The organism is Undibacterium pigrum, from assembly GCF_003201815.1.
Lineage (GTDB): Bacteria > Pseudomonadota > Gammaproteobacteria > Burkholderiales > Burkholderiaceae_D > Undibacterium > Undibacterium pigrum.
Genome location: NZ_QJKB01000002.1, coordinates 353,518 through 367,882, shown reverse-complemented (window position 1 = coordinate 367,882; position 14,365 = coordinate 353,518). Strand labels below are relative to the sequence as shown.

Sequence of the window (14,365 nt, the reverse complement as noted above, 5' to 3'; positions counted from 1 at the left end):
CCGGGGTGGGTTCATCAAAGTTCAACTGAGGATATTCATGAAAAGCAAACTGAGTCTGCTCTTGCTCGCCGCGCTAAGTGCCAATGCTGGTTCACAAGAAAATTTGAACTATCAAAAACCACCGCAAGCCATACTCGATCTGGCCGACTTCCAGCGCGCCCCTGTCGTGAGCATGGACAGCAACAGGAAGACACTGCTGCTCAGTTATCGCAATACCTATAAATCACTGAATGATTTGAACCAGACAGAAATGCGCCTGGCTGGTTTGCGCATCAATCCTGTCACTAATATTTCCAGCACGCTGACCTATATCAATAATATCAAGCTGCGCAAAGTTGATGCCACCGATGAAGTACAGGTCAAGGGCTTGCCAGACAACCCACTGATCAGCCACCTGGTCTGGTCACCGAATGAAAAGAAAATTGCCTTTAATAATACGGCAGCCAAAGGTGTGGAACTGTGGGTAGTAGACGTGGAAACCGCTACCGCAAAAAAACTGACTGAAGCCAACCTGAATGCCAATCTGGGCACACCCTTCGACTGGTACAGGGATAGCGAAAGCCTGCTCATCAAGGTCTTGCCGAAAAACCGTCCCGCACTGCTTGATGCCAGCAAGGATTTGCCCAGTGGCCCCATCATTTCCACTTCCAGTGGCGCGGCATCGCAAAACCGCACTTATGCCGATTTGTTAAAAAATCAGAATGATGAGCGTAATTTTGAAACCCTGACGACTTCTGAACTGCATAAAGTCAACCTGCAAGGCAAGAGCAGTTTGGTCAAAAAAGCCGAGATGTTTGCTGATGTCAGTTTTTCACCTGATGGCAAATATGTGCTGACCAGCACGCTGCAAAAACCTTTCTCTTACATCGTCCCGTTGCAGCGTTTTCCTTTAAAAACCATCGTCAGCGATGTCAGTGGCAAGCAGCTTAAGGTCGTCAATGAAACACCCGTGCATGAAGTCATCCCCAAGGGCTTTAGTGCAGTGGCTGTCGGTAAGCGCCATATGGAATGGCGTGCCGATAAACCATCCAGCCTCACTTATGTGCAGGCACTTGATGGCGGTGATCCGGCCAATAAAGTCGATTACCGCGATGAAGTATTTTCCTGGGATGCGCCTTTCGACAAAGCTGCCATATCCCTGATAAAAACTGCCCAGCGCTATGCTGGTATCAACTGGGGTAATGATAAGCTGGCTGTCGTCAGCGATGCCTGGTATGACACCCGCAATACCAAGGCTTATCTGTTCAATCCATCCAATCCAGCAGAAGCACCACGCGTGATCTCTGACCGCAATATGCAGGATATTTATTCTGACCCTGGGCGTTTTGAAACAAAATTCAACCAGTACCACCGCAAGGTTTTGGCCATAGAAGATAACAAGGCTTATTTGCTGGGCGCGGGCCATACCAAAAAAGGTCAGTTCCCCTTCATTGATGAACTGGATTTGGTCAGCCTGAAAAAGACACGTCTGTATCAGTCAACTTACACTGACAAGATAGAAAATATCGTCTCTATAGAAGATGTCAAAAAAGGCGATGTACTGGTGCAGATACAATCGAAAACTGAGTATCCCAACTACTACTTCCGCAATATCAAAGGTGGCAGCCAGCTCACTCCTGTGACACAATTCAAGAACCCTTTCATGGGCTTGAAGGATGTCTCGAAAGAAGTCATCAAATACAAACGTAAGGATGGCGTGGAATTGTCAGGCACCTTGTACCTGCCCGCCAATTACGACAAAATCAAGAAAGAAAAGCTTCCTTTGCTGATCTGGGCTTACCCTGCAGAATTCAAGGACAAGGACTCTGCCGGACAAAGCAAGCATAATGAAAACCAGTTTACTTTCCCCGGCGCGGCATCCTTCATCTACTGGGTAGCACGCGGCTATGCCGTGCTTGATGATGCGGCCTTCCCCATCATAGGCGAAGGCAAGACCGAGCCTAACGATAATTTCATTCCGCAACTGGTGGACAGTGCAGAAGCAGCGATAGATGCCGTCGATGCTCTGGGTTATATAGACCGCAAACGGGTTGCTGTCGGTGGCCATTCTTATGGTGCTTTCATGACTGCAAACCTGCTGACGCATTCGAAACTGTTTGCCTGCGGTATTGCGCGCAGTGGTGCTTATAACCGCACGCTGACACCTTTTGGCTTCCAGAGTGAACAGCGCAATTATTGGGAAACCCCTGAGGTGTACACCAAAATGTCACCCTTCATGAGTGCCGATAAAATGAAGACGCCACTCTTGCTGGTGCATGGTGAAGCCGATAATAATCCCGGCACCTTCACCCTGCAAACTGAGCGTTATTTCCAGGCATTGAAGGGCCTGGGCGCACCGGTGCGCATGGTGATCTTGCCCAAGGAAAGCCATAGTTATGCGGCCAGGGAAAACATCATGCATCTGCTGTGGGAACAGGATCAGTTCCTGGAGAAGTGCCTGAAGAAATAAGAAGTCGCATTAACAATAAAAAACCGCCAGATTCATCAATCTGGCGGTTTTTTTTGATTAACACATACTGTAACTTAACGCTCTATCGCCAATGCCACACCCATACCGCCACCGATACACAAACTCGCCAAGCCTTTTTTGGCATCGCGACGTATCATTTCATGGATCAGGCTGACCAGGATGCGGGCACCAGATGCGCCGATGGGGTGGCCAATTGCAATCGCGCCACCATTGACGTTGATCTTGCTGGTGTCCCAGCCCATTTCTTTATTGACACCAATTGCCTGAGCGGCAAAGGCTTCATTGATTTCCATGAGGTCGAGGTCCTGATGTGTCCAGCCAGCTTTTTTCAGGCAGAGCTGGGCTGCAGGTACCGGGCCCATGCCCATGATGGTTGGGTCCACACCGGCAGAAGAGTAAGCCTTGATGCGGGCCAGCACTGGCAAACCCAGTTGTTCGGCTCTTTGGGCTGTCATCATGATGACGGCAGCAGCGCCGTCGTTGAGACCAGAAGCATTACCGGCAGTGACGGTACCATTCTTGTCGAAAGCAGGGCGCAGGGAGGCCAGGGATTCCAGTGTCGTACCATGCTTGATGAATTCATCAGTATCAAATACTGTCGTGCCTTTTTTGCTGACCAGTTCAAAAGGAATGATTTCATCCTTGAACTTGCCAGCCTTTTGCGCGGCTTCTGCCTTGTTTTGTGATGCCAGGGCAAACAAGTCTTGCTCTTCACGAGTCACGCCATATTTCTTGGCGACGTTTTCTGCGGTGATGCCCATGTGGTATTGGTTGTAGACATCCCACAGGCCATCGACGATCATGGTATCAACCAGTTTGGCATCGCCCATGCGGAAGCCATCGCGGGAACCATTCAATACATGTGGTGAAGCACTCATGTTTTCCTGGCCACCAGCGATGATGATATCTGCGTCGCCTGCCTTGATGGCTTGTGCCGCCAGGTGAGTCGCTTTCAGGCCACTGCCGCATACCTTGTTGATGGTGAAGGCTGGCACCATGTCTGGCAATCCAGCCCGGATGACCGCCTGGCGTGCCGCATTCTGGCCTACGCCTGCGGTCAATACCTGGCCCAGGATGACTTCACTGATCAGATCACCGCTGAGGCCGGTTTTTGCCAGCAGGGCCTTGATGACATGCGCGCCCAGGTCGGAAGCCGCCGTTTTTGCCAAAGAGCCACCAAATTTGCCTACTGCAGTACGACCTGCAGCTACGATTACCACGTCTTGCATGTAAATTCTCCTGGTTTTACCCTTGCGAGGGTGTGGGATGGTCAAATGTTTTGCTGCTTTTAGGATACATCCTCTAGCTTACCACTGCTCGCGCTTGCCTGAGTCCGGGCATTTAAAAAAAGATGGTTTTTTGCCATGTTTGCTGATGCAGAGCGAAGTGCCAGGCTGAGATAAGCGATCAGAACTGACTGGCGGGAAGGGAATGCGCAGCAAAAACCGAAACATTGCGACAATCAATGCAAAAAAAAATCCCCACATGCTGACATGCGGGAATTTTTTACTTTTACTTTGGCTCACTACAGTGAGCCTGAATCTGCAATTGCTAAATTACTTCGTTTCAGTTACTTCTTTTTAGCAGTTGCTTTTTCAGCAGCTTGTGTGAACTGTTGAGTAGCCTTGTTCAGGTTTTCTTCCAGTGTTTGCACAGCTTGTTTAGTTGTTTTGGACAGTTGCTCGTAGCCTGCGTTGATGTTGCCAACGACAGATTTCAAGGCTGTAACAGCTTGTTCGGAACCAGCTGGTGCATTTTTTGTGACTTCGTCGATCAGGGAAATCACTTTAGTGTTTGTTTCAGCGATGTGCGCTTCAACTGCTTTAGTGAATTCTTGCTGAGTTGCTGTCGTGATGCTTGCCAGGTGACGGCCATAAGCCAGTGCTTTTTCAGCATTTGGCTGAGCTTGCGCTGCAGACAAAGTGAAAAATTCTTGTGGGTCTTTGGCGCTCAGCAGTTGTTTAGCAGCAGCAGTGCCTTCTTCGAAACTTGCCTTGGCAGCATTGACGTTCAGGGCAAACAACTGCTCCAGGCCTTCAAATGCTTTTTTGTTCAGGGAAGTCAGGGAAGCAAATTGGGCTTCCAGGTTAGCTTTAGTAGTAGCGATAAATTGTTCTGGTGTATTGGTAGTCATGGCATTCTCCGGTAAATGGAATTAAGTGGCTTAACAGCGTTAATGATCGGCAGCGCTTTCCACGAATTATTGAATGGTGCACCGCAACAAATACGATTCTACACGCAGAATTTAAAAGGTCAAGCACTTTTTGTGCGTCGCACCAAAATTAACTAAATGATATTTTCAGATATCCATCTGCTTTTTGTGAAAATACCTGCGCTGCTCACTCTGCTGCTCATACTTTAAGCACCGGCCATCCATGAATCCCCAGCAATATTGTTATTTGGAAAATTTTCTTTCCAGCATCAATAAAGCTTCCTTATTCTGCAAACCACCTGCATAACCAGTCAACGCGCCATTGCTGGCGATCACCCTGTGGCAGGGGACAATGATGGACAGGGGGTTGCGACCATTTGCCGCCCCCACAGCACGTACAGCCTTGGGACGCTCTATACCCTGCGCCAGTGCCAGATAGCTGCTGGTCTGGGCGAAGGGGATGCGGCGCAGGGCTGCCCATACTTCTTGCTGGAACTCTGTCCCGGCCGACAAATCCAGTGGCACGTCAAAGTCCTGGCGCTGACCGGCGAAGTATTCCTGCAATTGCTGGCGTGCCTGGTTCAGGATGGGGTCAGACTCGTCTTCTTGCCAGCCCGCGCTACCCTTGAAGTGCTTATGGTTTTCAAAATACACGCCACTGAGTCCACGTTCACTGGCGGCTAACAGCAATTGCCCAACCGTGCTTTGGTAATTGAGGTATTTCATGATCTGTCCTTTAGTCCTTACTTATTCGTTACGTATTCCTGATTTACTCTTTACTTAATGATTGCCACAGCAACAAAGCTGCATAGGCCCGCCACGGTGCCCAGGGCTGGGCAATTATCAGCAATTGTTTTTCAGTCAGGCGCTCACTTGCCGGGGTTGCCGGGGTTGCCAGCAATGCGGCTGCTTTTTGCAAACCCAGGTCACCTGCAGGGAAGGCATCCGAGAAACGCAGGGCACGCATGGCAATGTATTGCGCCGTCCATTCACCTATGCCTTTGACAGTCTTTAGCCTGGCCACCATCTCGTCAGAGCTGGCAGCCAACTGCCTTTGCAGGCCACCATCGAGTGCAAACCTGGCGATGTTTTGCAAAGTGGCAGCGCGCGCGCCGGGTATGCCTATGCCTGCCAGTTGATCTATCGACAGATCGACAATTGTTTGCGGGCTGGGGAAATGGTGGGTAACACCAGCAAACGGTGTAACAACAGGCTGGCCAAAGCGCGTCACCAAACGACCCGCCACCGTGGTAGCCCCCGCCACGCTGACTTGCTGGCCCAGCACGGCGCGAATAGCCAGCTCGAAACTGTCAAAAGCACCGGGTACACGCATACCGGGAGTGCGCTGGATTTGTGCGGCCAGCAAGGCATGGCTTTGCAAATGACTTTGTATGACGGCAGGATTGGCTTCCAGGTCAAATTGCTGCCTGACCCTGGCCATCAGAGGCATGAGTACCGGTGCCAGGCTGGGCGAGACTTGCAGGCTGAGTTGTTGCTTGGCAGGCAAATGGGCAACCTTGAGCCAGCCTTCCAGTCCATCCATATGCACGCTGCGTACATAGGCCTTGCCACCTTTTTCATCAATGACTGCCTCCAGACCCGGCATGGCCCGGCCAGCAAGGTAAGTGATCACTGCGTCCCAGGCATAAGGAGGACGGTAAGCCAGTTTCAGGCTGACGCCTTCACCAGCACTGTCGGCGGCACGGCGTATCGAGCCCGGGGCCAGTTGATAGCGTTCTGAGAACAGGGCATTAAAACGCCTGACACTGCCAAAACCGGCAGCAAAGGCAATCTCTGCCATGCCCAGCTGAGTTTCCTGCAACAGCTTTTTTGCAAACAGCAAGCGCTGGGTCTGGGCCAGTTCTACCGGTGTCACACCAAATTCCTGCAGCATGACGCGACGCAACTGGCGGGAAGACAGGCCAACCTGGTGGGAGAAACTTTCTATATCCGTTTCATTCAAGGCACCATCGGCGATTCTTTGCCAGATGGCGTGGGCAAGATTTTGCTGTATCGCATAAGGGGCCAGTTCAGGGCGGCAACGCAGGCAGGGGCGAAAGCCAGCCGCTTCTGCGGCGGCGGCGCTGCTATAGAATTCGCAGGAAGATTCACGCGGGGTCTTGACACCACATACTGGGCGGCAATACACGCCCGTGGTTTTCACGCCTGTAAAAAACACGCCATCAAAACGGCTGTCCTTGGCGGCCAGGGCGCGGTAATAGCACTGTTTTTGCGTCAACCCCTCGCTATCTTGCGTCAGCATCAGACTGGTAGCATCAGGCGGCACTGCTGCCTGCTGTTTGTCTGCTGTCTGTATCTGCTGTTCCATAGCTACCACTTTCTTATATTCAATTAAATCCGGGATAGTTAAAATCATGTACCGGCGTAACAATCTGCATTACTATCTTCAGGAATCGTTATACGCGACTGCGTATCACACTTCTAGCCATTTTCGGACAAACAAATCGGGAATCATGCGCCAGGCGCTGAATTTGAATCGCAATTTGCATCGTATCGTCAAGACCGCGCGCAGACATCCGCGGCTGGCGACTTGTTTACTCAGCCAGTTGAGCCTGCAAGCCCAGGCCGCCGGACAAACCGGCCTGCAACTTGACGCCTGTTACCAGCGCTACCTGATACTGGAAAGACTGGGACAGGCGCATTCCATGCACAATGAGCTGGAGCAAGGCTTGCAAGTCGCGGAACAACAGCAACTGACACGCCCCGCTGGCTTGATGTTGCTGGCACTGGGCCGCATCAGCTATACCGAAGGTGCTTACCGCGATGCCATCCTGTATTGGACACGTTGCGTCGATCTCAGTAAATTCAACCGTGACCAGGTCACCCTGGTCGAAGCCCATATTGGGCTGGGCCAGATTTACGATGCTCTCGGTGACCGCAAGACCGCAGCCCGTTTTCATACTGATGCCGGAATCTTGCTGGAACAGTTGAATGAGCCTTATCTGCTGTGCAAGCAGATCATCAACCTCGGTGTCAATGAACTCAATACCGGTGAATTACAGGCGGCGGAAAACTGTTTTCTAAAAGCAAAGGCACTGGCTGAAGAACATGCCATTCATGAATACCTGGCAGAGACTTACTGGTATCTGGGCCTGGCTGCCAGCCGCAATGCGCAACTGGCGCTTGCCGAAACTCATATACGCACAGCATTGCAACTGGCCCATGCCTGCGACTATGTCTGGCTGGAAGCGGCAACCCTGGATTCGCTGGCCGACATTTTGCGCGCTGCCGGGCAAACCGAAGATGCTCTGGCTGCCTATGCTACTGCCCTGAGCTATGCCGAAAAAATTGGTTCACGCAGCCAGAAAGTGCGCAGCCTGGCGGCACTGTCTGAATTACATGAGCAACAAGAGAACTGGAAAGAGGCACTGCACTTTGCCCGCCTGCACCAGCAAACCACGAACGAACTCAGTGAACTGGGCACGGTAGACAAGTTCCGCGAATTGCGCGCCTATGATCTGTCGCGCAAATCGCCGGTAGAAATCCTGCTGGAACTGTCGTCCAACCGTTTACTGGAAGAAGGGCAGCAAAGCGAAGTGCTGCAATTGATCAGTGATACCGCGCTGGGCATCCTGCATGCCGAGCTGGTGAGCGTTCACTTGTTCGATGGCAATGGCATAGGCTTGCACTGCCATGCCAGAGCCGGTGCAAGCTGTACTGCGGTCAGGGCAGAAATGCCATGCCAGAACTTGCCCTTGCTGATGCATATACTGCAGCAGGATGAAGTGCCGCTGGTGGCAAATGACATGCGCCTGCATGTGGTGGCTGGCGAGATGCGAGCCTTGCTGGGGCAACAGCAATTGCACTCTGTACTGGAAATCCCCTTGCGTCTGCATGGCAAGAGCGTAGGACTGCTCTGTTTCGCCCAGACCAGTGCGATCAGGCACTGGTCGCGGGAAGATGTCTTGTTTGGCCGCCATCTGGCGAACCTCATACAACAAGTCCTCAGCCATGCTGAACATTCGCAAACCCAGAAGCAACTGGAAGCCAGGGTAATGGAGCGTACCGCCGCCTTGCAACTGCAGACAGAACAATTGCAGCAAGCCCAACAGCATATTTACCAGCTCAGCGAAATAGGCCGTGAAATCACGTCCAGCCTGGACCGTGACACCATCATGGAAATCGTCTACCGCCATGTCCATGAGTTGATGGGGGCAGAAGTATTTGCAGTCGGCATTTACCGGCCAGAACAGGAGACCATAGAATTCCCCTGCAATATCCTGCGCGGCCATCGCATGTTGCCGTATATACGCGATATCAAGGACAAGGACTTGCTGTCGGTCTGGTGTGTCTCGCATCAGGAACCTATCTTCATCAGCGATATTTATACTGAATACCAGAATTACATCAGCGTAGCGGGTCTCAACAAGCTGACCGTGGACAGTGCCTATTTTGCTGATCTGGAGAAGATCATCCCGGTCTCAAATATTTATGTGCCTCTGACAATCAAGGGCCGCACCATAGGCCTGATTGCCATCCAGAGTACTCACAGCCATGCCTTCCAGCGCATGCATCTGGATATTGCCATGATGCTGGCGGCCTATACCGCCATCGCCATAGAAAATGCCGAGACCTACCAGCAGTTATTAAAAGCCCAGCAAATCCTGATCTCGCAAGAAAAGCTGGCGGCCCTGGGTTCACTGGTGGCTGGCATTGCGCATGAGCTCAATACCCCAATAGGGAATAGCCTGCTGACGGCCACTACCTTGCAGGAACAGTCGGCCATCTTCTTGCGCAAGCTGACGGAAAACAGTTTGAAGCGTTCTGACCTCAACCAGTTCTCGGCCACCATCAATAATGCCAATGATTTATTGCTGCGCAATCTCATGAGCGCCAGCGACCTGGTTAGCAGTTTCAAACAAGTCTCGGTAGACCAGACCAGCCAGATGCGCCGCACATTTAATTTGCGCAAAACTTCACTGGAAGTCATACGCACGCTGCACAACCTGATACACAAGCGTGGCCATACCCTGGAAATTGATATCCCCGACGATATAGAGTTAAACAGCTTCCCCGGACCATATGGGCAGATACTGAATAATTTCATCAACAATGCCATGCTGCATGCCTTTGACAATCGTGAAAATGGCAAGATGCTTTTGCGCGCCTATAAAGCGCCAGACAATCAGGTACAACTGATTTTCTCTGATAATGGCAAGGGCGTAGAAGCGCAGAACTTGCGACGTATTTTTGATCCCTTCTTTACCACCAAGCTGGGCCAGGGCGGTAGCGGCCTGGGTCTCAGCATTGTCCACAATCTGGTGACGACCATCATGCATGGCAGTATTACGGTCGACAGCACACCAGGACTTGGCACGCGCTTTTGCCTGAGCCTGCCGCTGAATCCCTGAGGGTAGCGACAGGCCATCCTGACTGCTTCCAGACACCATACCGTCATGGTGGTTTGGGCAGTCCACATGGTTTTCAGGAATGGCATACACTAACTGAGTTTGCTTATAAGTGATTATCATGACTACTCAACGCGCCCCCGACCTGAAAACCGTGCTGCTGGCCAGCGGTATCGTTATCACCTTGTCCATGGGTGTCAGACATGGCTTTGGCTTCTGGATGCAACCTATCTCACAGCAACATGGCTGGACCAGGGAAACTTTTTCCATGGCCATGGCTTTGCAAAACCTCATGTGGGGGGTGTTTGGCCCGCTGGCTGGCATGGTGATAGACAAGGTAGGCACAATGAAGATGATGGTGCTGGGTGCCTTCCTGTACGCCGCTGGCTTGCTGTGGATGGCCCTGGTCGATAACTCTGCCCTGTTCATTATAGGCACGGGCATACTGATAGGCGCGGCGCTGGCCTGTACTTCCTTTGGTGCAGTCAGCGGCATCATAGGCCGTACAGCACCACTGGAAAAACGCTCCTGGGCGTTTGGCATTTCTTCTGCGGCAGGTTCTTTTGGCCAGTTCATCATGATGCCGATAGAACAGCAACTGATTGACCATGCAGGCTGGCAAAATGCTTTCTATGTACTGGCCGCGCTGGTAGTTGTATTGATGCTGCCCATGGCCTGGAAACTGCGTGAACCAGCACTGGAGCAAGCCACAGGCCCACAGCAAAGCATCATGGAGGCGATACGCGAAGCCTTTGCCTATAAGCCTTTCCTGCTGCTGGTGGCTGGGTATTTTGTCTGTGGCTTCCAGCTGGTTTTCATCGGCGTGCATATGCCTGCCTACCTGAAAGACAAGGGTGTCATGGACCCCAGTGTGGCTGTGTATGCGCTGGCGCTGATAGGTCTGTTCAATATCTTTGGCTCTTACTATGCAGGCAAGCTGGGTGGCATGTTCCCGAAACCCTATCTGCTGTCTGCCATCTACCTGGCGCGCAGCGTCGTCATTGGCCTTTTCTTGCTGGCACCGCTGACACCTTATTCTGTCTATCTGTTTGCCGCAGCGCTGGGCGTGCTGTGGCTGTCCACCGTGCCACTGACGAATGGCGTGATTGCCGGGATTTTTGGCGTCAAGTATCTGTCCATGCTGTCGGGTTTTGTGTTTTTCTCACACCAGGTTGGCAGCTTCATCGGGGTCTGGCTGGGCGGCTATATCTATACCAAAACCGGCAGCTACAATATGGTATGGGGCATAGTCCTTGGCCTGGGTATTTTTGCCGCGCTGGTGAATTTGCCTATCAGTGAAAAACCCATTGCCCGCACGGCAGCGGCCTGAGCACGCCATGTCGAGATCATCATCCAAAAAACTGCTGCGCCTGCTCTGGGCCGCCATCATGGTGACGGTGCTGGCCCTGGTTTTCCTGGCCTATCTGCGCCCGGCTTTCATACTTGATCTGGCGAACCGTTTTGTGATGTGCTGAGCGGAAACTCAGATCAAGGTATCTGGAAATAGCGCCTTTTCAGGCGCTATTTTTTTGCCTGGGGTGAACGATCTTTCCTATTGATGGTCTGCTACACTGGGTTCCTTTTTTGATCACAGATACTGGTAAAACTACATGAACAAACATTTACTGCTCATTTTGCTGGGCACGGCGCTGGCCACGCCTGGCAGCTATGTCACTGCTGCTGAAACTGCCCAGGCTGGCAAGGCCGCCACGCAAAAGAAATCGGCCAGCAAACTGGCTGACAATCCCTTTGCCAGTATCAGCAAACTGCCTTACCACTATCCGGCTTTTGACCAGATCAAGAATGAGCACTACGCACCAGCTTTCACAGAAGGCATGCGCCAGCACGCAGCCGAGATCAAACTAATTGCCAACAATAGCGCCACGCCCACGTTTGACAATACCGTGATTGCCATGGAACGTGCAGGCCAGATGCTGAACCGTGTTTCTACCGTGTTTTTCAGCCTGACCGGTGCAAATACCAATCCCACGCTGGAAGCCCTGTCGCGTGACCTGGCCCCCAAGCTGGCAGCCCATCAGGACCAGATTTTTTTGAATGCCAGCCTGTTCCAGCGCATCAGCAAATTATATGAAGCACGTCAGGCCTTGAAGCTGGATGCAGAATCCACACGCTTGCTGGAACGCTATTACACAGATTTTGTGCGCGCCGGTGCCAAGCTGGGTGACAAGGACAAACAAAAACTCAAGAGCCTGAATGCGCAACTGGCCAGCTTGTCCACCAAGTTCAGTCAGAACGTATTGAAAGAAACCAATGCATCAGCCATCATCGTCGACAGCAAGGCAGAACTGCAAGGTTTGTCTGAAGAAGAAATCGCCAGCGCGGCTGAAGCAGCCAAGACGCGTGGCCTGAAAGATAAATTCGTGATACCGCTCATGAATACCACAGGCCAGCCTTTTGAAGCCAGTCTGGCTAACCGCGCCCTGCGCCAGCGCCTGCATGAAGCATCGGTCAACCGTGGCAGCCACGGCGGTGAATTTGATAACCGCCAGGTCGCCATCGACCTGGCGCGCCTGCGTGCTGAACGCGCCACCCTGCTGGGTTATGCCAACCATGCCGCCTATGGCCTGGAAGATGAAACCGCCAAGACCACCACCGCAGTCAACAAGATGCTGAGCGAGCTGGCACCGGCAGCAGTGAATAACGCCAGAGCAGAAGGCGCAGAGCTGCAAAAAATCATTGATGCACAGCAAGGCAATTTCAAGCTGGCAGCATGGGACTGGGCGTTTTATACCGAGCAATTACGCAAGGCAAAATACAGCTTTGACGACAGCCAGTTGCGCCCTTATTTTGAATTGAAGAATGTGCTGGAAAACGGTGTTTTTTTTGCTGCCACCAAACTGTATGGCATCACTTTCAAGGAACGCACTGACTTGCCGGTCTACCACCCCAGCGTCAAGGTCTATGAAATATTTGATGCCGATGGCAAGAGCATGGCCTTGTTCATCGCTGACATGTATGCACGCGATACCAAGCGCGGTGGTGCCTGGATGAATGCTTATGTAGAACAGTCCACACTGTTTGGCACCAAGCCTGTAATTGCCAACCACCTCAATATCCCGCAACCGCCAGCAGGCCAGCCTACCTTGCTGACTTTTGATGAAGTGCGCACGGCTTTCCATGAATTTGGCCATGCCCTGCACGGCCTGTTCTCGAATGTGAAATACCCACGTTTTTCTGGCACCAATGTCCCACGTGACTTTGTTGAATATCCATCGCAGGTGAACGAGATGTGGGCGACCTGGCCTGAGGTGTTGAAGAACTACGCCAGACATTATCAGAATAGCGAAGTGATACCGCAAAGCCTGGTCGACAAGATCACGGCCGCCAATAAATTCAATCAGGGTTTTGCGACGACAGAATACCTGGCTGCATCCCTGTTGGACCAGCGCTGGCATCAACTGACACCTGCGCAAATACCAAAAGATGCACTGGTCTTTGAGGCAGACGCCTTGAAACAGGCTGGTGTGGACTTTGCGCCAGTGCCGCCACGTTACCGCAGCACGTATTTCTCTCACATCTTTGGCGGTGGCTATTCAGCCGGTTACTACGCTTATCTGTGGAGTGAAGTGCTGGATGCCGAGAGCGTCGAATGGTTCAAGGAAAACGGTGGTCTGAACCGCAAGAATGGTGACTGGTTCCGTCAGCAATTATTGTCCAAGGGTGGCAGCATGGACCCGCTGGAATCTTTCCGTAATTTCCGCGGACGCGAGCCTAAGATAGAACCTTTGTTGATACGACGTGGCTTGCAAAAGCAATAAGCCTGATTGATCAGCAAATTCAGCAAACTGAGCTGCACTGTTCAGTTTGCTAATTGGCAGTGACAAAAAAACAGGGGACATGAAGTCCCCTGTTTTCATTAGTACCTGATATCTCAGCTGCGGTTACTCAAGCTTCCAGACAAAATCCACTTTTGCCCATAATTGATCAGGCTTGCCATCCTTGGTGCCTGGCTTGAATTTGCATTGGCTCAGGGCTGTCAGCGCAGCCTTGTCGAGACTCTTGGAACCGCTGGATTTCTCGACTTTGGAATCAACTACCTTGCCATCTGCACCAACCAGAAAGCCCATGGAGACTGTGCCTGTTTCTTCATTCATCAGGGCAGCTTTTGGATACTTTGGTGGTTCACAGGATTTACTGTCCATGACAGGTGGAGTTTCCGCCGCCATGACCGAGGCGCTGACTGCCAGCAACAGGGATGAAATGAGAATAGATATTTGAGGTTTCATAGAGATTTTCTTATGCATTTTTATTCAGTATAAAAAATTTCCAACAGATTTCAAGGCCAGACACTATTCGCAACAATTGGCGTCTTAGTGTCTGTCTTCACTTCATAGATCAATATTGAAGTGCTGG

General features: G+C 51.7%; 10 protein-coding genes. 5 read left to right on the top strand and 5 right to left on the bottom strand.

Going from position 1 to position 14,365, the window contains the following annotated elements:
- Positions 1-37 precede the first annotated feature (37 nt).
- The gene (locus DFR42_RS08605; protein WP_110254572.1) at positions 38-2,449 is read left to right on the top strand and encodes an alpha/beta hydrolase family protein; all 2,412 of its coding nucleotides are present in this window, start codon (positions 38-40) and stop codon (positions 2,447-2,449) included.
- A 74-nt stretch (positions 2,450-2,523) separates the two neighbouring features.
- Here the strand turns inward: DFR42_RS08605 and DFR42_RS08600 are convergent, their stop codons facing one another.
- The 4 genes from DFR42_RS08600 to DFR42_RS08580 form a co-directional block, all read right to left on the bottom strand.
- Complete coding sequence (locus DFR42_RS08600) at positions 2,524-3,699, bottom strand: acetyl-CoA C-acetyltransferase (protein ID WP_110254571.1); 1,176 nt, start codon at positions 3,697-3,699, stop codon at positions 2,524-2,526.
- Positions 3,700-4,040: 341 nt separating this feature from the next.
- On the bottom strand, positions 4,041-4,604 hold the full coding sequence (locus tag DFR42_RS08590) for a phasin family protein (RefSeq protein WP_110254569.1): 564 nt from the start codon (positions 4,602-4,604) through the stop codon (positions 4,041-4,043).
- Between the two features lie 261 nt (positions 4,605-4,865).
- The gene (locus DFR42_RS08585) at positions 4,866-5,348 is read right to left on the bottom strand and encodes a methylated-DNA--[protein]-cysteine S-methyltransferase (protein ID WP_110254568.1); all 483 of its coding nucleotides are present in this window, start codon (positions 5,346-5,348) and stop codon (positions 4,866-4,868) included.
- Positions 5,349-5,391: 43 nt separating this feature from the next.
- Positions 5,392-6,951 carry a DNA-3-methyladenine glycosylase 2 family protein gene (locus DFR42_RS08580; protein ID WP_245936890.1) on the bottom strand — a complete coding sequence of 520 codons (1,560 nt, stop codon included), beginning with the start codon at positions 6,949-6,951 and terminating at the stop codon, positions 5,392-5,394.
- A 163-nt stretch (positions 6,952-7,114) separates the two neighbouring features.
- Here DFR42_RS08580 and DFR42_RS08575 point away from each other — a divergent pair, with 163 nt between their 5' ends.
- The 4 genes from DFR42_RS08575 to DFR42_RS08565 all read left to right on the top strand — a co-directional run bounded on the left by DFR42_RS08575 (position 7,115) and on the right by DFR42_RS08565 (position 13,770).
- Positions 7,115-9,994: an ATP-binding protein gene (locus DFR42_RS08575; RefSeq protein ID WP_170133456.1), complete on the top strand. Its 2,880-nt coding sequence runs from the start codon at positions 7,115-7,117 to the stop codon at positions 9,992-9,994.
- 118 nt (positions 9,995-10,112) lie between these two features.
- A complete protein-coding gene (locus DFR42_RS08570; RefSeq protein WP_110254566.1) occupies positions 10,113-11,321 on the top strand; it encodes an MFS transporter in 1,209 nt (402 codons plus the stop codon).
- Positions 11,322-11,328: 7 nt separating this feature from the next.
- On the top strand, positions 11,329-11,466 hold the full coding sequence (locus tag DFR42_RS29120) for a hypothetical protein (RefSeq protein WP_170133434.1): 138 nt from the start codon (positions 11,329-11,331) through the stop codon (positions 11,464-11,466).
- Positions 11,467-11,601: 135 nt separating this feature from the next.
- Positions 11,602-13,770 (top strand): M3 family metallopeptidase, encoded by a 2,169-nt coding sequence (locus DFR42_RS08565; protein WP_110254565.1) that lies wholly within the window; start codon positions 11,602-11,604, stop codon positions 13,768-13,770.
- Positions 13,771-13,893: 123 nt separating this feature from the next.
- Here DFR42_RS08565 and DFR42_RS08560 read toward each other — a convergent pair whose 3' ends face one another.
- A complete protein-coding gene (locus tag DFR42_RS08560; RefSeq protein ID WP_425450876.1) occupies positions 13,894-14,178 on the bottom strand; it encodes an energy transducer TonB in 285 nt (94 codons plus the stop codon).
- Between the last annotated feature and the right edge of the window lie 187 nt (positions 14,179-14,365).